Source organism: Streptomyces sp. NPDC005070 (assembly GCF_053600395.1).
Genome location: NZ_JBSFZS010000104.1, coordinates 1 through 20898 on the forward strand (window position 1 = coordinate 1; position 20898 = coordinate 20898).

Annotated in this window: 18 protein-coding genes; 8 read left to right on the forward strand and 10 right to left on the reverse strand. The window is 72.9% G+C overall.

Translation table 11 applies throughout. The annotated features are described in order from the left end of the window. Positions 1–95 precede the first annotated feature (95 nt). The 3 genes from ACWEBX_RS28440 to ACWEBX_RS28450 form a co-directional block, all read right to left on the reverse strand. Positions 96–902 carry a hypothetical protein gene (locus ACWEBX_RS28440; RefSeq protein WP_451887648.1) on the reverse strand — a complete coding sequence of 269 codons (807 nt, stop codon included), beginning with the start codon at positions 900–902 and terminating at the stop codon, positions 96–98. Between the two features lie 283 nt (positions 903–1185). Then, positions 1186–2406: an acetyl-CoA C-acetyltransferase gene (locus ACWEBX_RS28445; RefSeq protein ID WP_451887649.1), complete on the reverse strand. Its 1221-nt coding sequence runs from the start codon at positions 2404–2406 to the stop codon at positions 1186–1188. 418 nt (positions 2407–2824) lie between these two features. Continuing rightward, positions 2825–3853, reverse strand: a complete 1029-nt coding sequence (locus tag ACWEBX_RS28450) for an SGNH/GDSL hydrolase family protein (RefSeq protein ID WP_451887650.1) — start codon at positions 3851–3853, stop codon at positions 2825–2827. A gap of 143 nt (positions 3854–3996) precedes the next feature. On the opposite strand from ACWEBX_RS28450, the gene ACWEBX_RS28455 reads away from it, so the two are divergent. Then, positions 3997–5391 (forward strand): cystathionine beta-synthase, encoded by a 1395-nt coding sequence (locus ACWEBX_RS28455; RefSeq protein ID WP_451887651.1) that lies wholly within the window; start codon positions 3997–3999, stop codon positions 5389–5391. Positions 5392–5786: 395 nt separating this feature from the next. Here ACWEBX_RS28455 and ACWEBX_RS28460 read toward each other — a convergent pair whose 3' ends face one another. After that, entirely contained in the window at positions 5787–6224 is a 438-nt protein-coding gene (locus ACWEBX_RS28460) for a hypothetical protein (RefSeq protein ID WP_451887652.1), read from the reverse strand. A 147-nt stretch (positions 6225–6371) separates the two neighbouring features. Here ACWEBX_RS28460 and ACWEBX_RS28465 point away from each other — a divergent pair, with 147 nt between their 5' ends. The 3 genes from ACWEBX_RS28465 to ACWEBX_RS28475 all read left to right on the forward strand — a co-directional run bounded on the left by ACWEBX_RS28465 (position 6372) and on the right by ACWEBX_RS28475 (position 9682). Beyond that, a complete protein-coding gene (locus ACWEBX_RS28465) occupies positions 6372–7922 on the forward strand; it encodes an aromatic amino acid ammonia-lyase (protein WP_451887664.1) in 1551 nt (516 codons plus the stop codon). Continuing rightward, positions 7919–8959, forward strand: coding sequence for a MurR/RpiR family transcriptional regulator (locus tag ACWEBX_RS28470; protein WP_451887653.1), 1041 nt, complete (start codon positions 7919–7921; stop codon positions 8957–8959). Before ACWEBX_RS28465 ends, ACWEBX_RS28470 begins: the two co-directional genes overlap by 4 nt. A gap of 153 nt (positions 8960–9112) precedes the next feature. Then, positions 9113–9682 (forward strand): hypothetical protein, encoded by a 570-nt coding sequence (locus ACWEBX_RS28475; RefSeq protein WP_451887654.1) that lies wholly within the window; start codon positions 9113–9115, stop codon positions 9680–9682. A gap of 30 nt (positions 9683–9712) precedes the next feature. Here ACWEBX_RS28475 and ACWEBX_RS28480 read toward each other — a convergent pair whose 3' ends face one another. The 5 genes from ACWEBX_RS28480 to ACWEBX_RS28500 form a co-directional block, all read right to left on the reverse strand. Continuing rightward, positions 9713–10087 carry a roadblock/LC7 domain-containing protein gene (locus tag ACWEBX_RS28480; RefSeq protein ID WP_355763800.1) on the reverse strand — a complete coding sequence of 125 codons (375 nt, stop codon included), beginning with the start codon at positions 10085–10087 and terminating at the stop codon, positions 9713–9715. Between the two features lie 14 nt (positions 10088–10101). Next, complete coding sequence (locus ACWEBX_RS28485) at positions 10102–10620, reverse strand: roadblock/LC7 domain-containing protein (protein WP_384801804.1); 519 nt, start codon at positions 10618–10620, stop codon at positions 10102–10104. 65 nt (positions 10621–10685) lie between these two features. Then, positions 10686–11498, reverse strand: coding sequence for a transcriptional regulator (locus ACWEBX_RS28490; protein WP_389849099.1), 813 nt, complete (start codon positions 11496–11498; stop codon positions 10686–10688). Next, on the reverse strand, positions 11495–11902 hold the full coding sequence (locus ACWEBX_RS28495) for a hypothetical protein (protein WP_037628227.1): 408 nt from the start codon (positions 11900–11902) through the stop codon (positions 11495–11497). Before ACWEBX_RS28495 ends, ACWEBX_RS28490 begins: the two co-directional genes overlap by 4 nt. A gap of 268 nt (positions 11903–12170) precedes the next feature. Then, positions 12171–13529, reverse strand: a complete 1359-nt coding sequence (locus tag ACWEBX_RS28500; RefSeq protein WP_451887665.1) for a diaminopimelate decarboxylase — start codon at positions 13527–13529, stop codon at positions 12171–12173. 185 nt (positions 13530–13714) lie between these two features. Between ACWEBX_RS28500 and hutU the strand changes: the two genes are divergently transcribed. Genes hutU through hutI form a run of 4 tightly spaced genes read left to right on the forward strand, consistent with a single transcriptional unit; the run spans position 13715 to position 19201 of the window. Continuing rightward, positions 13715–15379, forward strand: coding sequence for a urocanate hydratase (gene hutU, locus ACWEBX_RS28505; protein WP_451887655.1), 1665 nt, complete (start codon positions 13715–13717; stop codon positions 15377–15379). Next, the gene (locus ACWEBX_RS28510; protein WP_451887656.1) at positions 15376–16599 is read left to right on the forward strand and encodes an allantoate amidohydrolase; all 1224 of its coding nucleotides are present in this window, start codon (positions 15376–15378) and stop codon (positions 16597–16599) included. The genes hutU and ACWEBX_RS28510 overlap by 4 nt, the downstream gene beginning before the upstream one ends. After that, positions 16596–17954 (forward strand): formimidoylglutamate deiminase, encoded by a 1359-nt coding sequence (locus ACWEBX_RS28515; protein ID WP_451887657.1) that lies wholly within the window; start codon positions 16596–16598, stop codon positions 17952–17954. The genes ACWEBX_RS28510 and ACWEBX_RS28515 overlap by 4 nt, the downstream gene beginning before the upstream one ends. Continuing rightward, positions 17951–19201 carry an imidazolonepropionase gene (gene hutI, locus ACWEBX_RS28520; protein ID WP_451887666.1) on the forward strand — a complete coding sequence of 417 codons (1251 nt, stop codon included), beginning with the start codon at positions 17951–17953 and terminating at the stop codon, positions 19199–19201. Before ACWEBX_RS28515 ends, hutI begins: the two co-directional genes overlap by 4 nt. Positions 19202–19232: 31 nt before the next feature. Here the strand turns inward: hutI and ACWEBX_RS28525 are convergent, their stop codons facing one another. Next, on the reverse strand, positions 19233–20804 hold the full coding sequence (locus tag ACWEBX_RS28525; protein WP_451887658.1) for a ricin-type beta-trefoil lectin domain protein: 1572 nt from the start codon (positions 20802–20804) through the stop codon (positions 19233–19235). Between the last annotated feature and the right edge of the window lie 94 nt (positions 20805–20898).

A 20898-nucleotide genomic window follows, 5' to 3' on the forward strand; every position in this document is an offset into this window, starting at 1 on the left:
TGGAGGGCACAGCGAACAGACGCGGAGGGGGTAAGCACCAGAGGGCCCACCGCGGGGCCGGGCTCCCCCCTCCGGCCCCCCCGGGGGCCCCCCCGCTACAGCGACGCTATGACGCGGTCCGCCAGGATGTAGACGCTCTCCTCGCCGAACGAGAAGGTCAGCGCGTACGCGCCCGAGACGCCGGAGCCGCCGAGCAGGACCGGGGCCTCACCCGCCGTCAGCGCGGCGGCGAGCCGCTGCGCGGTCTCGCGGTGGCCCGGGGTCATGCACAGGGTTGTGCCGTCGGCGAAGACGTAGACGTCGAGGGTCCCGAGCGGGCCGGGGCGGACGTCCGCCAGTTCCGTACGGGACTCGGCGAGCTCCTCCAGGCGGGCCACCGTGCGTTCGTGGTCGCTGACCACCGGTGACTGGACCGGGACGAAGTCCGGGTGCGAGGGGTGACGGCGGCGGGCCGCGGCGAGTTCCGGGGAGTCGCCGGCGGTACCGCTCTGGTGGAAGTCCTCCAGGTCCGTGCCGGTCTCGGTCACCGGCTCCAGGTGGTCGAGGCCCACGAAGTCGGAGTGGCGCGGCAGGAACAGCTCGCTGTCCGGCAGTCCGAGCAGCGACGGCGCGTCGGAGACGTCACGCGCCTCCTGGGCGGCCCAGAAGGCCCGCGCCTCGGCGAGCTCCCGCTCCCGCTCCTCGGCCAGCGCATCGGCCACGGCCGTGCGTATCTCGTCCGCGTCGGCGGATCCGCGCGCCGCGGGCACGAGAGCCCGTGCCGCGACGGCGCGGCTCGCGACGAGTTCGCTGTGCAGGGCTGCCACCTGCCGACGCACACCCCACAGGGTGCGCAGAACGGCGACGCCCACGGCCGCACTTGCGGCGGTGGCGAGCAGCAGAGCAATCGGCATGGCGCTCACTGACGTACTCCCGGTTCAAAGTCGGCCCCCGACTTCCTACATCAGCTTGAAGGGCAAACCATCAAACTGTCAGTGCGTAACGTCACGAATAGGACAGGACTTTGGGCCTCAGGTTTAGCTGTGCAATGCACCTGACCTGCGGAAATACCCTTCCGGGGGGACATAGGTCACATCTTGGATGGGATTGGATCACAAATCGGCCCAGAGGCCCGGTGGTTCCGGGCTTCTGGGCCGATTCGTTCACGCTGGGTTCAAATCCCGTCACAGGAACGGGTCATCGCTGTCAGCTCAGGCGCTCGATGACCATCGCCATGCCCTGACCGCCGCCGACGCACATGGTCTCCAGGCCGAACTGCTTGTCGTGGAACTGGAGGCTGTTGATGAGCGTGCCGGTGATGCGGGCGCCGGTCATGCCGAAGGGGTGGCCGATGGCGATCGCGCCGCCGTTCACGTTCAGCTTGTCCAGCGGGATGCCGAGGTCGCGGGCGCTCGGGATCACCTGGGCGGCGAAGGCCTCGTTGATCTCGAACAGGTCGATGTCGTCGACGGTGAGGCCGGCGCGGCTGAGCGCCTGCTTGCTGGCCTCCACCGGGCCGAGGCCCATGATCTCGGGGGACAGGCCGGTGACGCCGGTCGAGACGATGCGGGCGAGCGGGGTCAGGCCGAGCTCGCGGGCCTTCGTGTCGGACATGATCACGAGGGCGGCGGCGCCGTCGTTCAGCGGGCAGCAGTTGCCGGCGGTGACCAGGCCGTCGGGGCGGAAGACCGGCTTGAGGCCCTGGACGGCCTCCAGCGTCACACCCGCGCGCGGGCCGTCGTCCTTGCTGACGACCGTTCCGTCCGGGGTCGTGACCGGGGTGATCTCGCGCTCCCAGAAGCCGTTCTTGATGGCTTCCTCGGCGAGGTTCTGCGAGCGCACGCCGAACTCGTCCATGTCCTGGCGGGTGACGCCCTTGAGGCGGGCCAGGTTCTCGGCGGTCTGGCCCATCGAGATGTACGCGTCGGGGATCAGGCCGTCCTCGAGCGGGTCGTGCCAGGACGAACCCTCCGACTGCGCGACCTCGAGGGTGCGGGCCTCGGCGTCGGCGAAGAGGGGGTTGTGGGTGTCGGGCATGCCGTCGGAGGTGCCCTTGACGGACCGCGACACCATCTCGACGCCCGCCGAGATGAAGACGTCGCCCTCGCCCGCCTTGATGGCGTGCAGGGCCATGCGGGAGGTCTGCAGGGACGAGGAACAGTAGCGGGTGATGGTGCAGCCCGGGAGGTGGTCCATGCCCATCTGCACGGCCACGATGCGGCCGAGGTTGTGGCCCTGCTCGCCGCCGGGGAGGCCGCAGCCGAGCATCAGGTCGTCGATGAGCTTCGGGTCCAGCTCGGGGACCTTGGCGAGGGCGGCCTGGATGATCGTGGCGGTCAGGTCGTCGGGGCGCACGTCCTTCAGAGAGCCCTTGAAGGCGCGGCCGATCGGGGAGCGGGCGGCTGAGACGATCACGGCTTCGGGCATCACGGCTCCATTGGCGTACGGGAAGTGTGCAGGGCTGTCTGGGAAGTTACCCGTACGTACCGTCGAGGTCACCGGTGCGGGGGTGTGACACCGGCCGCACTTTTCTAAGCGCTTGCTTTTTGCTGGCGGGGGCGCCTTGGGGAGGGGGGTGCGTTTCCCCGGGCGGGGTGGGTGGGTGCCCCCTGTGGGGGTGACCGCCCTCGGGGCTCCGCCCCGGACCCCGCTCCTCAATCGCCGGAGGGGCTGAATCCTTGCCCGCATCTTCCAGGCACCGCCCGCGGAGAGAACCCCCCACGGGGGCGCGCATTTCGGCGCCGGTCACGGTGAGAAGGCCAGGGGCGCGGGGAACTGCGCGACCAGCCCCCACGTACCTGCGGCCGGGGATGGGCCTGAAGCGCCCGGACGGGACCCGTCGGGGTCAGTTGGACGGGGTGGGGGCTGGGTCTGTTGCCGGGAGGCGTTGGCGGCGGCGGCGTTTCAGGAGGGCCCAGGGACCACGGGGCCCGGTGGGCATCGCGGCAGCGACCTCGGTGCCGGGCTCGGACGCGGCCTCCGCTGCCGCCCGGGCGACCGGCAGGAACCCCTCGTGACGCGAGACGTCGGGACGCTCCTCCTCGGCCGGCCAGAGGCCCAGCGCCGCGCAGACGGTGGGCAGCAGGGCCATGGCGGCCGTCGCGTACCCCTCGGCCGAGGGGTGGTAGTGGTCCGGCCCGAACAGCTCACGCGGGTTCGCCTCGAACTCGGGGCCCAGCAGGTCGCCCAGCGACACCGTACGGCCGCCCTGCTCGACCGTCCCGATCGTCTGGGCGGCGGCGAGCTGGCGTGACGCGCGCCGCGCCAGCCACCGCAGCGGCTGCTGGACCTGCTCGACCGTGCCCAGGTCGGGACAGGTGCCGACGACCACCTCCGCACCGGCCGTGCGCAGCCGGCGTACCGCCGCGGACAGATGACGCACCGAGCGCGTCGGCGGCATCCGGTGCGTCACGTCGTTCGCACCGATCATGATCACGCAGACGTCGGGCAGCCGGGAGGTGTCCGTGAGGGCGAGTGCGACCTGGCGGTCCAGGTCGTCCGACTGGGCACCGGGCAGCGCCACATTGCACAGCTCCACCGGCCGCTCGGCCACCGCCGCGAGCCCCGAGGACAGCAGCGCGCCCGGCGTTTGGCGGGCCCTGCGCACCCCCTGGCCGGCGGCCGTCGAGTCGCCGAGCATCGTCAGCCGCAGCGGGGGTTCGTCAGGAGAGGCGCCGGTGTAGTCGTACCCGTACAGACCGTCGGCGCGCGGGGCGTAGGGAGCGTGTCCGTTGTTCACATGCCGCTTCACGAACTGCACCTCGGCCAGCACCAGACCGACAGCCGCCGCACCCACCAGCCCGATGCCGCCCCCGCCGTACGCCGCGCCCGCGGCGATCCGCCGGGCCACCCTCGCCCTCGACATGCTCGACATCCGTCGCCGCCACCTCCTGTAGCCGTACAACCACTGCTTGCCCCGAAGTGCGGGTGGGTCAATCTCAACTGCGGGTGAACGCCTGCGCAGGGCCGTAGGCTGACGAGACCATTCCTGTTGAAAACGCAGCTCCGGAGACAACGGTGCAATTCCACGACTCGATGATCAGTCTCGTCGGCAACACCCCGCTGTTGAGGCTCAACAACGTGACCGCGGGCATCCAGGCGACCGTCCTGGCGAAGGTCGAGTACTTCAACCCCGGCGGATCCGTGAAGGACCGCATCGCCCTGCGCATGATCGAGGCCGCGGAGGAGAGCGGCGCGCTCAAGCCCGGCGGCACGATCGTCGAGCCGACCAGTGGCAACACCGGTGTCGGCCTCGCGATCGTGGCGCAGCAGAAGGGGTACCACTGCATCTTCGTGTGCCCCGACAAGGTCTCCACCGACAAGATCAACGTGATGCGCGCGTACGGGGCCGACGTCGTGGTCTGCCCCACGGCCGTCGACCCGGAGCACCCGGACTCGTACTACAACGTCTCCGACCGGCTCGTGCGGGAGACCCCGGGCGCCTGGAAGCCCGACCAGTACTCCAACCCGAACAACCCCCTGTCGCACTATCACTCGACCGGCCCCGAGCTGTGGGAGCAGACCGAGGGGAAGATCACGCACTTCGTCGCGGGTGTCGGCACCGGCGGCACGATCTCCGGTACCGGCCGGTATCTGAAGGACGCCAGCGACGGCAAGGTGCAGGTCGTCGGCGCCGACCCCGAGGGGTCCGTGTACTCGGGCGGCTCGGGCCGGCCCTACCTCGTCGAGGGCGTCGGTGAGGACTTCTGGCCGACCGCGTACGACCGTACGGTCGCGGACGAGATCGTCGCGGTGTCCGACAAGGACTCCTTCCAGATGACGCGCCGCCTGGCCAAGGAGGAGGGGCTGCTCGTCGGCGGCTCCTGCGGCATGGCCGTCGTGGCCGCGCTGCGGGTCGCCGAGCGCCTCGGCCCCGACGACGTCGTCGTCGTGCTGCTCCCCGACAGCGGCCGCGGCTACCTCAGCAAGATCTTCAACGACGAGTGGATGGCCGACTACGGCTTCCTGGAGGACACCGGCCCGAGCGCCCGCGTCGCCGACGTCCTGAACGACAAGGCGGGCGCCTCCATCCCCTCGCTGGTGCACATGCACCCGGAGGAGACCGTCGGCGAGGCCATCGAGGTGCTGCGCGAGTACGGCGTCTCGCAGATGCCGATCGTCAAGCCGGGTGCCGGTCACCCGGACGTGATGGCCGCCGAGGTCATCGGGTCGGTCGTGGAGCGCGAGCTCCTGGACGCGCTGTTCACCAAGCGGGCCTCCCTGGAGGACCCGCTGGAGAAGCACATGTCGTCGCCGCTGCCCCAGGTCGGTTCCGGTGAGCCGGTCGGCGACCTGATGTCCGTGCTCGGCGGTGCCGACGCGGCGATCGTGCTCGTCGAGGGCAAGCCCACCGGTGTCGTCAGCCGGCAGGACCTGCTGTCCTTCCTGGCCAAGGGCGGCACCAGGGCCTGACCCCGTCCGGGGCCTGAGCAGGATTTTCGCTGGAAGTGTCGGATCCGTGTGGATCTTCCGGCTCAGGCCGGGGTGAACTTCGCGGAAGTGGTACGAGCGCGTCACGTCCGCGCAGCACCCGCTTAACACGGGTCCGGCACATTAGTGGGTGTCGGCAGGGCGGGAGCGGCTCCCCGCCAGGCCGGCGCCGAACGGCGCCAAGGACCTCCGGAGCGGCTCCCGGACCTCCATGGACGCCTAGGACGCGCAAGCCCGGTCCTGACCCGGCCCGCGTCCCTCGCGGGGACCGCCGTCGTCCCGCCCCCCTTCACCGGGGGTGCGGCGGTCCCCGCGCATACGTCGAAGGGCCCGGCGCTCGTCCCGAGCGCCGGGCCCTTTCGTATGCCTTCCGGCTCCTAGTCCTCCCAGTCCGACTCCTGCCGGGACGCGCGGCGGCCGAAGAAGCCGGGGGACAGGCGCGCCGCCTGGACCACGTTCACTCCGACGATGCCGCCCCAGGCGACGAGCAGACCGGGCAGGTGGGCCTGGGCGGCGCCGATCGCGGACAGCGGGATCGCGAGGACGAGCGAGACGATCGCGAAACCGAAGCGCTCGCCCCAGGAGTCGGCGGACTGGGGAGCACGCGACCCGCGCGCCACCACCATCTGCTGTTCGGCGAGCCGGCGCCGCACCCGGCGGTCGACGGCGCCGTCGAGGTGCTGCTCGACCTTCTCCAGGAACGAGTCGACCAGCGCGGACTCGTACTCCTCGCCGAGTTCCCTGCGCGCGTGCAGGGTGGCGTCGAGTTCCTTCTTCAGCTCCGCGTCGTCATGGCGGGCGTTCATACCGGTCATGTCCATCACGTTAGGCAGCCGGGGCGCGTCTGGCACTGGGGATAGCCCCCCTGTTACGGCGGGGCGAAGCCCCCGCAAGACGCCCCTTGCCGGTCTGCATATCGTCATGCAGAGTTGCCGGTACCTGAATAGAAGGGTGTGCTCGTGGTGTCGTCTCGGATCGTGGACACGTCGGGTGCGGTGACGCCTCCGGCGGCCGTCGCACTCGTGGTCCTGGACGGCCGCGGCACCGGAGTCGACGACGTCGTACGGCTCGCCGACGGGACCGCGCGGCCGGTTCCCGGCACGGACGCCATGATGCGCGTCGAGGAGTCCTGGTGCGCCGCCCGGCGCATCGCCGCCACCGGCCGCGTCTACGGGCGCTCCACCGGCGTCGGCGCCAACCGGAACGAGGACGTCCCGACCGAGGCGGCCGCCGGCCACGGACTGCGCCTGCTGCGCAGCCACGCGGGCGCCATCGGCGCGGAACTGCCCGCCCGGCAGGTCCGGGCGATGCTCGCCGTCCGCGCGAACCAGCTCCTCGCGGGCGGCGCGGGACTGCGGCCCACCGTCGTGACGGCGCTGTGCGAGGCCCTGGAGAGCGGCGCGTACCCGGCCGTCAACGAGTTCGGCTCGGTCGGGACCGGGGACATCGCGGCCCTGGCCCAGATGGGCCTCGCCCTCGCGGGGGAGCACCCGTGGAGAGGCCCGGACGGCTCGCAGGACCGGGCCGGCGGGGGCCTCGCCCCCGAGCCGCAGCCGCTCGACAACAACGACGCGCTCGCGCTCATCAGCAGCAACGCCCTCACCCTCGGACAGTCCGCCCTCGCGCTGCACGAACTGCGCGGGCTGATCGGGGCCACCCAGGTCGTCGCGGCACTGTCCCTGCTGGCGGTCGACGGGTCCCACGAGGCCTACGCCGAACCCGTGCACGCGGCCCGCCCGCACCGGGGGTCCATCGAGGTGGCGCGCCGGATGCGGGAGCTGATCGGCGCCGCCGACCGGCCCACGCCACCGCTCGGACGCATCCAGGACCCGTACGGCTTCCGCTGCCTGCCGCAGATCCACGGCCCCGCCCACGACGCGGCGAACGCGCTGGAGGCGGTCCTCGCGGTGGAGATCAACGCCGCCGCGGAGAACCCCCTCATCTGCCCCGAGGACATGGCCGCCTATCACCACGGCGGCTTCTACCAGGCCCAACTCGCCCTCGCCCTCGACCATTTCAGGCTCGCCGTCACTCAGGTGGCACGCCTGTCCACCTCCCGGCTGTCCACCCTCAACGAACCCGCCTACACCCGGCTGCGCCCCTTCCTCGCCGACCACGAGCCCGCGTCCTCGGGCGTGATGATCCTGGAGTACGCCGCCGGTGCCGCGCTCGGTGACCTGCGGGCCTTCTCCGCGCCCGCCTCGCTCGGCCACGCTGTACTCTCCCGGGGCGTCGAGGAACAGGCGAGCTTCGCCTCGCTCGCCGCACGCCAGACGCTGCGTGCGTGTGGTGCGTACCGTCTCGTCGTCGGCTGTGAACTGGTCGCCGCGGTACGGGCGCTGCGCCAGCGCGACCTGCGGCCCGACCCGGAGCTGCCGGCCGGGCGGGCACTGGAGCTGGCCGAGGCGGTGCTCGACGCGGAGCAGACCGACCGGCCGCTCACGGACGACGTGACGGCGGCCGCCGCGCTGCTCGACCGGTTCACGGACATCTGGAGGGGGAGCACGTCATGAGCACGCTCGGCGACAGGGCCGCAGGCGGCGACAGGGACGGGGACGGCAACGCGATGGGGGGCGGCGGGACGATGGAGGACGGTACGGCGACGGGGGTCGGCCGGACGACGGGCGTCGGCGAGGCGACGAGGGGCGGCGGTCCGGAGAGCGGCGGCCCGGACAGCGGCGGTCCGGAAAGCGGTCCGGCGAGCGGCGCGGGTGTGAGCGACAGCCCCGCCGGACGGCTCCAGAGTCTCTTCGAGGGGCACCGGCTCACCCCGACCCAGCGGCGCATCGCCCACAGCATGGTGCGCAGCGCCGCCGACGTGCCCTTCCTGTCCAGCGTCGAACTCGCCGAACTCGCCGGAGTCAGCCAGCCCTCCGTCACCCGCTTCGCGGTCGCGCTCGGCTTCGACGGCTACCCGGCGCTGCGCCGCCACCTGCGCGAGGTCGCGCCGGCCGAACCGGCCGCCGACACCGCCTCGTACAACGAGTACCAGCAAGCCGTCGAGGCCGAGATCGAGAACCTGCGTCACCTCGCCGCCGTGCTCTCCGATCCGCGGCCGGTCGCGCGGGCGGGGCGGCTGCTCGCCGCGTCCCGCCCGCTGCCCGTCCTCGGCCTGCGCGCCGCCGCCTCCCAGGCCTACGGCTTCGCCTACTTCGCCGCCAAGGTGCACCCCGACGTCCGGCTGCTGCACGAGGGCGGCACGATGCTCCAGGACCGTATCGACGCGGCCGTCCGGGCCGGGGCCACGGCCCTGCTGTGCTTCGCGCTGCCCCGCCATCCGCGCGAGGTCCTCGACGCCCTCGGTTACGCGAAGGAGGCCGGGCTGACCGTCGTCACGGTCGCCGACTCGGCGTTCGCGCCGGTGGCGAAGGTGTCCGACCTGCTGCTCCCCGCCGCCGTCGGCACCGGCCTCGCCTTCGACACCGCGTGCGCGCCGATGCTGCTGGGCCGCGTCCTGCTGGAGGCCATGTGCGACGACCTGCCGGACGCCCAGGCGCGGCTGGAGCAGTTCGACGCACGGGCCGCCGTACGGGGCCTGTTCGTGGAGTAGGAGGCGTCCCTCCCGGCGCCCGGCCGGTGCTGCGGGCGCTTCTCAGACGCGTCTCACCTTCCGTGGCTAACCTGCGGGCCCGAAGACATACGGGCGTGGCGGCCGTCGGCGGCGTGCCCGTGGACGTGTGGGCGCGGGGACGGGAGGCGGATCGTGGCGCGCGGAGGACAGGGACTGGCCCGAGTGGCCGTCGTGGTGCGGGCGGGAGCATCGCCGCTGTGGTGGTGCGGGGCGCCGGCCGCCGGGGTGGGCGTACTGCTCCCCGGGCTGACCGGGCGCAGGATCGGCGTCATGGCGGGCGCCGCGCTGTTTCTCGTCACGGCGTTCGTGGTCGCGCGCCGGCGTACGAAGCGGTATGACGTCCTGGTCCGCTCGGCCGCGCGGGCCGGCAAGCACGATGTGCTCCAGGACCGTGCCGTGACCGTGCGCAACTGGCGCCGGGGCCACCGCTGGTGGCTGCTGCTCGCCTTCGCCGTCGCGCTGGGCAGTTCGTTCGCCGTGCCCGCCGCGGGCGGCATGCTGCTCGCGGGGGCGGGTGTCGGACTGTGGCTGAAGGCCGCCAGGCTCGGACGGGTGGAGCGGGCCGAACAGGCGCTGATCTGGGTACGCGTCGACTGGCTCGGCCCGCGCGCCGGAGCGCCCGTGGGCAAACCGGTCCGCGCCGTCCGGGCCACCGGAGTGGTGGCGGGTGACGCCGCGCCCGGTGGGGCGCGGCGTCACTGACCGGAACGGAACCGGACCCGGTGCGTGGAACTAGATCTCCAGATCGGCCTCGATCCGCTTCAACTGGTGCCGGGCCATCGCCAGGTTGGCGCGCTTCTGGTCGAGCACCAGGTACAGGAAGAGGCCGTTTCCGCCTCGCCCCTTCATCAGCCGGATCAGGTGGTACTGGTCGGAGAGCGTGATCAGGATGTCCTCGATGTCGCCCTTCAGGCCCAGGTGTTCCATCGTGCGCAGTTTGGCGCGGACGACGTCGGTGTTGCCGGCGGCCGCGACCGTGAGGTCGAAGCTCTTGCTGCCGCCGATGGTGCCCAGCGCCATTCCGCTCGTGTAGTCGACGAGGGCGGCACCGGTCGCGCCCTCGATGGACGCCAGAGCCTCTTTGAGGGCGGTCTCGGTGTTCGTCATGATGGGGTGCTCCTTCAGCTCTCTGATGTTCTCGGGTGGTTGGTCGCAGGAGTGGATGTGGACCGCGGCGTGGTGCCGCGGGGGGTGCGCGTGCGCAGCGGGGTCTTCGCGGAGGGCTTGGCGGAGGGCTTGGCCGGTTCGGCGGCCGGCTCCCCGCGGGCCGTGGCGGCGTCGACGAGTTCGCCGATCCGGGTGCCGGAGCGCCGCCCCTCCAGGTGCAGCCGGCCGACGTTGACCCGGTCCTGGGCGAGCAGTGTCAGCACGGCGGAGCCACCCGCGGCGTACGTCGCCACATAGCCGTGCACGCCGCGCACCAGCAGCTCGCGCAGGTCTCCGTGACCGGTGGACTCGGCCATCCGTATGGCGACCCCCAGGGCGGCCGCGGTGAGCGCGGCCAGGCCGTCCGGCTCCACGCCGGGCGTGTCGTGGGCGAGGACGAGACCGTCGGCGCTGGCCGCGAGCGCTCCGGTCAGCTGGGGCACCCGGGCCCGGAGCCGATGGAGTTCGTCCAGGACTTCGGCCTCCGCCGCCATCAGCAGTCTCCTCTCGGCACGCTGTCGTAGCGCGCGGATCACAAGGCCTCCCGCGGGGTTGGGACTCACAAGGCCTCCAGCGCGTCTCTGAGTCGTCGCAGCAACGCGACGTCGGGATCGGCGGAGGTCTGGGTGAGCACGCTGGGCGGGGGGAGCGGCTGCGGTTCGGGCGCGGCCGTCACGAGTCCGGCGGCGGCGAGCCGGCGCAGGTCGACGAGCGTGTGGAAGGCCGGCCGGCCCAGCGCGAGGGACACGTCCGCCGCCGTTCGGACGCCGTCCACCCGGCCGAGGACGGCCTCCTGGCGCAGCGGCACCGACGGTCCCGCGGCGAGCAGGGCGCGCCGCAGTGGTGCGGTGTCGGTCGCCGGGTCGGGCCAGATCCGGTGCAGGAGTTCCCGCCGGCGCACCGTCTCGCGCTCCAGCGCGGCGACCGGGACGGGGCGCAGCGGGCCGAACCAGTGCGCGGCGCCGTACCGGAAGCGGCTCGGGGTGCTGCTCGGCCCGAGCACGAAGTACGCGGCGTCGTAGAGGGAGCCGAGGTGGCACAGTTCCAGCGCGCCCTCCGCGATCCGTCCGGTGTCGATCAGGAACCGGCCGACCCGGCGGCGGGCGCCGGCCGCGGCGACCGCCTCCCGCCACACCTCGGGGTCCAGGACGCCGTGGACGGAGAAGAGGACGTCGAGCCCGGGTGTGGCCGGGCTCTCGGCGTGCACCACCTCGCCGTCGGCGAGGTAGAGGGTGCCGCGCTCGCGGATGAGGACGCCGGTGGCCCGTTCGTCGGCGAGACGGCTGAGCATCGGTGAGGCGCCGCCGGCGGCGCCCGGTGCCGGGTCCCGTATCGGGAGCCGGGGCGGGGGAGGTGTCCTGACCGTGGTCATACGAGCACCAGCCGTCCGGCCATCTCGCCCAGCCGGATGCGGGCCAGGGCGAGGTTGCCGTCCGAGCGGGCCAGCCACAGGTGCAGGAACACACTGCTGTCGAAGGCGGTCCGGACGAATCGCAGGACGTGATAGCTGTCGCGGTTGCTGATGATCAGGTCTTCGATCGGGGTCTCCTGATCGGACCACTCGGACCAGTCGGAGCCGCCCTTGGGGGCGAACGAGCGGTTCTCCGCGGCCAGTCGGGCCAGCTCGGCGGCCTCCGCCGCGGTCGTCTCGTGGTCGTCGCCCGGAGCGTCGCCGACCGTGCCCAGGGCCAGGCCGCTGGTCCAGTCGACCACCGAGGCGCCCCGCGCACCGGGCAGTGTCATGGCCTCCAGCAGGCACTCGTCGATACCGGGCACCGTGTCTCCCTCCCGCCAAAGGGTTCGGCCGAGTGACGAAGAAGTTACGCACTGTGTGCACGGGAAGGGAGTGATCGGGCATTTTCCTGTGGAAAATGCCCGCGATGACTAAGGTGGGTCGACTGACCACATTCTCGGACGCTCCTAAACCCGCTGGGGTCGGTTTGTGCTGCCCTGGAGCGGTGCGACGGGGGCGCACACGAGTGCGAACGGGTGCCCGGCATTTTCGGCGCGCCCCGGTGTCGCCCTTCTTGGAAGCGCTGGATTTCTACAGTGCGGTGAGTGAGCGGGTGTGGGGGCCGCCTGATTCGGCGACGATCTCGGCGAGGGTCTGGGGGCTCCGTACGACCGCGAAGCGGGTGGTTCCCGGGTCGCCCTCGGCCGGGGCGTAGCCGTAGATGCCGGGGCGGGCCAGGGAGTTGTACGCGTAGTGGTGGGCGAAGTAGTACGCGCCGGTGTCCAGCGCGGCCACGTGGTCGCCCTGTTCGAGCAGCGGCAGCGGGCGGCCCTCGGCGAGCAGGTCGCCCGCGAAGCAGGCCGGGCCCGCGATGTCCTGGACGACGTCCGGCCCCGTCCTGGGCCGGCCCTTCGCGTCGTACGCGGCGATCCGCAGCGGCCACGATGCCGGCGCGTACACCGTGCGGGTCGCCACCTGCACCCCGGCGTGGGTGACCGCGACCGCCCGGCCCCCGGCGGACTTCGTGTACTCGACCCGGGCCAGCACCGTCCCGTGCTTGGCCAGCAGGGACCGCCCGAACTCGGTGACCAGCCCGTACCGCCCGTCGAACAGCCCCGGTGTCACCTCCGCGAGCAGTCGCGCGTACTGCTCGTACGTCGGTGCCATGGCGTCGGAGCCGAAGTCGACCGGCAGTCCGCCGCCGATGTCGATCGTGTCGACCTGCCGTCGTCCGACGTGCCGGTTGATCTCCTCCGCCAGCGCGTACGTCTCCGCCACACCCCGTGCCATCAGCGGGAGCGGCATGCCCTGTGAGCCCGAGTGCGCGTGCAGCCGGGTCAGCCAGGGCCGGTCGGCGTACGCCCGCACGATCCAGGCGCGGGCTCCCTCGTCCCGCAGCGCGACCCCGAACTTGGAGGTCGCCGTCGCCGTCGACAGTGCCCCGATCGAACCCCCGCCGACCTGCGGGTTCACCCGGATTCCGAGGGGGGAGCGGGTGGCCGCCGAGCGGACGGCGGCGTCGATGCGGTCCAGTTCCTGCGGGCTGTCCGCGTTGACCGCGATGCCCAGCGCCAGCGCCTCGCGCAGGTCGGCCGGTGTCTTGGCCGGCGAGTCGAGCACGGTCCGCCCGGGCGCGATCCCGGCCGCCCGGGCGAGCGCGAGCTCCCCGGGGCTCGCCACCTCGGCGCCGACGCCCTCCTCGCGCAGCAGCCGCAGGACGGGCACGAGGGGCGTCGCCTTCACCGCGAAGGCGTGCAGCACCGGAGTGCCGGGGGCGGTCACCGACTCGAAGGCGGCGCGCAGCGCGGCGGCCGAGGCCCGGATGCCGGGGACGTCCAGGAGCGCGACGATGGGACGGTCCGGAGCGAGGAGCCCCTGCTCCACGGCGGCCCGCACGGCGTCGTCCCGCCGTGAGACCCGCGTCGCCTCCCAAATCCCGGCCGAAGACATCGCAGCCCCGTCCGTCCGGTCGTCGCCGTCGTCCGCCCGATCCCCTGCCCGGTCCATGTCTGCGCCCATGCGTCCCAGCCAAACATCCGGGAGGGGCGCGTGTGGGGCCGCGCGCCTATTGACTAGTCTTATTCAAAGAGTCAGGATGTGAATATCTGAAGCAACAGTCCGCTAGGAGGCAGACCATGTCAGGACCCCGCCCCGTCCGAGCAGCGCGCGGTACGGAACTGAGTGCCCTGGGATGGCAGCAGGAAGCCGCCCTGCGGATGCTGCAGAACAATCTCGACCCCGAGGTCGCCGAGCACCCCGACAAGCTCGTCGTCTACGGCGGCACCGGCAAGGCCGCCCGCGACTGGCGCTCCTTCGACGCCATGGTCCGCACGCTGCGGACCCTCAAGCAGGACGAGACGATGCTCGTCCAGTCCGGCCGCCCCGTCGGCGTCATGCAGACCCACGAGTGGGCCCCGCGCGTCCTCCTCGCCAACTCCAACCTGGTCGGCGACTGGGCGAACTGGGAGGAGTTCCGGCGACTCGAGCAGCTCGGCCTGACCATGTACGGCCAGATGACCGCCGGTTCCTGGATCTACATCGGCACCCAGGGCATCCTCCAGGGCACCTACGAGACCTTCTCCGCCGTCGCCGCGAAGAAGTTCAACGGCACCCTCGCCGGGACGATCACGCTGACCGCCGGTCTCGGCGGCATGGGCGGCGCCCAGCCGCTCGCCGTGACGATGAACGACGGCGTCGCCATCTGCATCGACGTGGACCCCCGCGCCATCGAGCGCCGCATCGAGCACCGCTACCTGGACGTGAAGGCCGACTCCCTGGAGCACGCCCTCCAGCTCGCCGTCGAGGCCCGCGACCAGCGCAAGCCGCTCTCCATCGGCCTGCTCGGCAACGCCGCGGAGCTGCTGCCCCGCATGCTCGCCGAGGGCGCGCCCATCGACATCGTGACCGACCAGACCTCGGCCCACGACCCGCTCGCCTACCTCCCCGTCGGCGTCGACTTCGACGACATGGCCGACGCGGCCGCCAAGGACCCGGCGGGCTTCACCACCCGCGCCCGCGAGTCCATGGCCAGGCACGTCGAGGCCATGGTCGGCTTCATGGACGCGGGCGCCGAGGTCTTCGACTACGGCAACTCCATCCGCGGCGAGGCCCAGCTCGCCGGGTACGACCGCTCCTTCGCCTTCCCCGGCTTCGTCCCCGCCTACATCCGCCCCCTCTTCTCCGAGGGCAAGGGCCCCTTCCGCTGGGCGGCCCTGTCCGGCGAGGCCTCCGACATCCACAAGACGGACAAGGCGATCCTCGACCTCTTCCCGGAGAACGAGTCCCTGCACCGCTGGATCAAGCTGGCCGGCGAGCGCGTCCACTTCCAGGGCCTGCCCGCCCGTATCTGCTGGCTCGGCTACGGCGAGCGCGACAAGGCCGGCGAGCGCTTCAACGACATGGTGGCCTCGGGCGAGCTGGCGGCCCCGCTGGCCATCGGCCGCGACCACCTCGACTGCGGCTCCGTCGCCTCCCCGTACCGCGAGACCGAGGCCATGCTCGACGGCTCCGACGCGATCGCCGACTGGCCGCTGCTGAACGCCATGGTGAACGTCGCCTCCGGCGCCTCCTGGGTCTCCATCCACCACGGCGGCGGCGTCGGCATGGGCCGCTCCATCCACGCCGGCCAGGTCTCCGTGGCCGACGGCACCAAGCTCGCGGGCGAGAAGATCCGCCGCGTGCTGACGAACGACCCCGGCATGGGCGTCATCCGCCACGTCGACGCCGGCTACGACATCGCCGAGTCCGTCGCGGACGAGCGCGGTGTGCGCATCCCGATGCGCGAAGGTGACGACGCGTGACGTTCCACAGCATGTGGGCGGAGCTGCTGCCGGTCGGCCGCAGCTCCGCCTCCGGCGGCTACCGCCGGTTCGCCTGGACCGGGGCCGACACCGACTGCCGTGCCTGGTTCCGGCAGCAGGCCGAGTCCCGCGGGCTCATCTACGAACTCGACCGCAACGGCAACCAGTGGGCCTGGCTCGGCGACCCCGCCGAGGGCGACGCCGTGGTCACCGGCTCGCACCTGGACTCCGTGCCCGACGGCGGTGCCTTCGACGGCCCCCTCGGTGTCGTCTCCTCCTTCGCCGCCCTCGACGAACTCCGCGCCCGGGGCGTCCGGTTCACCAGGCCCCTCGCCATCGTCAACTTCGGTGACGAGGAGGGCGCCCGGTTCGGCCTCGCCTGCGTCGGCTCCCGGCTGGCCGCCGGACAGCTCACCGTCGAGCAGGCGCACCGGCTCACCGACGCCGACGGCATCACCCTCCCGCAGGCCATGGAGAACGCCGGGTACGACGCGGGCGCCATCGGCCCCGACCCCGAACGCCTCGGCCGGATCGGCGCGTTCGTCGAACTCCACGTCGAGCAGGGCCGCGCCCTGGACCTCAGCGGCGACCAGGTCGGCATCGCCAGCGCCATCTGGCCGCACGGCCGCTGGCGCTTCGACTTCCGGGGCGAGGCCAACCACGCCGGCACGACCCGGCTCGTGGACCGCCACGACCCGATGCTGCCGTACGCCGAGACCGTCCTCGCCGCCCGCCGCGAGGCCCGGCTCGCGGGCGCCGTCGCCACGTTCGGCAAGATCGCCGTCGAGCCCAACGGCGTCAACGCCATCCCCTCCCTCGTCCGCGGCTGGCTCGACTCCCGCGCCGCCGACCAGGTCACCCTCGACACCGTCGTCGGCGGCGTCGAGAAGGCGGCCCGCGAGTACGCCGAGGCGCAGGGCGTCGAACTCGACGTCATCCGCGAGTCGTTCACCCCCGTCGTCGAGTTCGAGCACGCCCTGCGCGACGAACTCGCCCGCATCCTGGGCAAGGAACGCGACGCCGTCCTGAACGTGCCCGTTCTCGGGACCGGCGCCGGACACGACGCCGGAATCCTCTCCGGCACCGTCCCGACCGCCATGCTGTTCGTACGCAACCCCACGGGTGTCTCGCACTCCCCGGCCGAGTACGCCGCCGAGGACGACTGCGTGGCCGGGGTGACCGCACTCGCCGACGTACTCGAAGGGCTGGCCTGCAGGTGACGCAGACGTACTGGCTGGAACACGCCTGGCTCGACACCAACGTCGAGCCGGGCGTCGCCGTGACCGTGTCCACGGGCGGCTCCGAGGCCGGTGCCGACGGCCGCGTCACCGAGGTGCGCACCGGCGTCGACACCCCGCCCCCGGGCGCCGAGATCCTGCGCGGACTCACCCTCCCCGGCCTCGCCAACGCCCACTCGCACGCCTTCCACCGCGCCCTGCGCGGCACCGTCCAGGTCGGCTCCGGCACCTTCTGGACCTGGCGCGAGATCATGTACTCCTTCGCGGACCGGCTGACCCCGGAGACCTACCACGCGCTGGCCCGCGCGGTGTACGCGGAGATGGCGCTCGCCGGGGTCACCGCCGTCGGCGAGTTCCACTACGTGCACCACGCCCACGACGGCACCCCCTACGCCGATCCCAACGCCATGGGCGAGGCACTCATCGCCGCGGCCGCCGACGCCGGGATCCGCATCACCCTGCTCGACACGGCCTACCTCTCCTCCGGCTTCGGCCAGCCGCCCAACCCGCACCAGCGGCGCTTCTCCGACGGCACCGCCGACGCCTGGGCGGAACGCTCTTCACTTCTCAAGGACCGGGATCACGCACGGATCGGCGCGGCGATCCACTCCGTACGGGCCGTGCCCGCCGGACAGCTCGCCACCGTGGCGCGCTGGGCCGAGGAGCGGCGCGCCCCGCTCCATGTCCACCTGTCCGAGCAGACGGCCGAGAACGAGGCCTGCCTCGCCGCCCACGGCCGCACTCCCACCCGTCTGCTCGCCGACCACGGCGTCCTCGGACCGCGCACCACCGGCGTCCACAACACGCACCTCACCGACGAGGACATCGCCCTGCTCGGCGGCTCCGGCACCGGCACCTGCATGTGCCCCACCACCGAACGCGACCTCGCCGACGGCATCGGCCCCGCCGCCGCCCTCCAGCGCGCGGGCTCACCCCTCTCGCTCGGCTCCGACAGCCACGCCGTCATCGACCTCCTCGAAGAGGCCCGCGCGATGGAGCTGAACGAACGGCTGCGCACCCGCACCCGAGGTCACTGGACGGCCGCCGCCCTGCTGCGCGCCGCCTCCGCCGACGGCCACGCGGCCCTCGGCTGGGACGGGGCGGGCACCATCGAGGCGGGCGCCCTCGCCGACTTCACGACGATCGCCCTCGACTCGGTCAGAACAGCGGGACCGGTGCCCCGCCTCGGCGCGGAGACAGCCGTATTCGCGGCCACGGCCGCCGATGTCCGGCACACGGTCGTGGCGGGCCGGCACATCGTGCGCGACGGCGCGCACACGCTCGTCCCCGATGTGCCGGCAGCGCTCGCGGACGCCGTCCAGGCGCTGCGCTCCTGACTCCCGGGCGGGCGGGGGACCCCGCCCGCCCGATACCCCCCGCCAGCAGTCCCGCCACCCTTGAGGACGCCATGAGCAGCACGACCGTCATCACCAACATCGCCAGTCTGGTCACCAACGATCCCTCCCTGGGCGACGGTTCCCCCCTCGGTCTGATCCAGGACGCGGCCGTCGTCATCGAAGGCGACCGCGTCGCGTGGACCGGTGAATCAAGCAAAGCACCCGCCACTGACAACCGCGTCGACGCCGGTGGCAGGGCGGTGATCCCGGGCTTCGTCGACTCCCACTCGCACCTGGTCTTCGCCGGTGACCGCACCCAGGAGTTCAACGCCCGTATGTCCGGCCGCGCGTACAGCGCGGGCGGCATCCGCACCACCGTCGCCGCGACCCGCGCCGCCTCCGACGAGGAGCTGGAGCGCAACCTCACGCGCTATCTGCGCGAGGCCCTCCGCCAGGGCACCACGACCTTCGAGACCAAGTCCGGCTACGGCCTGACCGTCGAGGACGAGGCCCGCGCGCTGCGCATCGCGGCCTCGCACACCGACGAGGTCACCTACCTCGGCGCGCACATCGTCTCGCCGGACTACGCCGACGACCCGGCCGGCTATGTCGCCCTGGTGACCGGCGACATGCTCGACGCCTGCGCCCCGTACGCCCGTTGGGTGGATGTCTTCTGCGAGAAGGGCGCCTTCGACGGCGACCAGGCGCGGGCGATCCTCACGGCCGGCAAGGCCAAGGGACTGCACCCGCGCGTGCACGCCAACCAGCTCTCGTACGGCCCCGGTGTCCAGCTCGCCGTCGAGCTCGACGCGGCGAGCGCCGACCACTGCACCCACCTGACGGACGCGGACGTCGACGCCCTCGCGAGCGGCGACACCGTGGCGACCCTGCTCCCCGGCGCCGAGTTCTCCACCCGCGCCGAGTGGCCGGACGCCCGCAGGCTGATCGACGCCGGTGTCACGGTGGCCCTGTCCACCGACTGCAACCCCGGCTCCTCGTTCACCTCGTCCGTGCCCTTCTGCATCGCGCTCGCCGTACGGGACATGCGGATGACCCCGGACGAGGCCGTGTGGTCGGCGACCGCGGGAGGCGCGCGGGCGCTGCGCCGGGACGACGTCGGCCGCATCGTGCCGGGCGCCTACGCGGACCTGACCCTGCTGGACGCCCCGAGCCACGTCCACCTCGCCTACCGTCCGGGCGTCCCGCTGGTCACCGGCGTCTGGCGGCGCGGCGTCCGCGAGATCTGAGCCCGCCGACGGGGGCGGGCCCACGGACCCCTCAGGCGCTGCCCGCGCGCCAGCGCTGGCCCGTGCCCCCGGTCAGCGGCACCAGGGACAGCCCGCCCTCGCCGTCCGGTGTCATGGCCGTCTCGATGGCCACGGCCGGGCGGATCACACCGTCCCCGTCGACGGTGAACCGGAGGTTGTCGCCGTGGCCGCCGTCGAGCGAGGAGCACTCCCAGATGCCCACGCCCTTGTCGACGGAGCCCCGGCTGTCCAGGCAGAAGTCGTCGTCCGCGGCCGACCGGAGGGAACCGCTGTCGACGCGCCAGCGCTGGGTGGGCGAGGACGTACAGGGCGCCGTGACGACGTCGGTGCCCTTCTCGAAGTCGCCGTCGCGGATGTCCAGGCACAGCCCCGAGGCGACGTTCACCACCTGGGTGGCGGCGCCGCCCGGCGGGCTGAGGACGACGGTCGGCGTCGGCTTCGGGCCAGGTGACCTCGGCGGCGCCGAACTGTGGGACGGCGAGGGCGACGCGGAGGTCGCCGAGGGTGAGGGCGAGGGCGAGGGCGTGGGGGCCGACGGGGCGACCGGGACCGTCGCCGTGACGGTCACCGCGGGCGGGCCCGAGGGCGTGCCGACGGAGCCCGCAGCGCCCGTGGACGGTGCCTCGCCCGAGGACAGCAGCAGGAACAGCACCGGCGCCAGGGCCACGCCGAGCGCCGCCGCCGAGGTCAGGACGAACCGGCGGGACGGCGGCCAGGGCAGCACCGACGTTCGCGGGGCGCCGGGAACCGGCGGGACGGCTCCCGTCCCCGGCGGGTGGTTCGTGACGTACGCCGTGCCCGCCCACGGCAGCAGGCCCTCGGCCAGGGCGGAGCGCGGGTGGTCGCGCAGCGCGGTCAGTTCCTCGTAGGCGGCCGAACAGTGCGCGCAGCGCGCCATGTGGGTGTGCAGGTCGGTGCTGGAGCGGGGGTTGTCGGGCCGTACCGACTCCTCGATCAGCCGGCGGAAGTCCCCGCAGCGCGGATCGTCCGAGGCGGCCAGCCGGTACCGCAGACAGGCCTGGCCCAGGGAGTGGAGCGCCTGGTCGGTGCCGTACGTGACGTCCTCGACCGTGAGGCCGAGCAGGACCGCCGTCCGTTCGGCGGGCTCGCGCTCCACGACCGCGTACCAGATGAGCCCCTGGGCGCGGGACGGGAGGGACTGGAAGGCGGGGAGCAGGGAGGGGGCGGGGCCGCCGGGGCCCGCGGTGCTGAGGACGAGGAGCAGCCCGGGGTCGAGTCCCGCGGCCCGCTGGTCCTGGGCCCAGGAGGCGGCCACACGCCCGGTCAGCAGCAGGAGCTGGTGCCGCCAGGGGACGTTCGGGTCGATGCCGCGCGCCGTCTCGCGGGCCGCGAGGGTGAAGGTCTGCGCGGCGAGCTGTCCGGCTCCGGAGTCGCCGGTGGTGCACATCCGGGCGTAGGCGAGGACCGAGGCGCGGTGGCGTGCGCGCAGTTCCTGGAGCGCCGCGTACGCGGTCGAGGTGCCGGCGCGCAGCAGCTCGGTCAGCCGTGCGTCGGACGCCCCCGCGGGCAGTCCGTCGGCCTCGGCCGGGATGTCTCTGTCGGCCGGGTCGCCCTGTGCCATGTCTCTCCGCCTCCCCGCACCTGGTGCGTGCTCGTCCCGTCCTGACGTACCGGCCAGTTTGGGATGCCCATGGTGACGGGATCGGCCTTCTGGG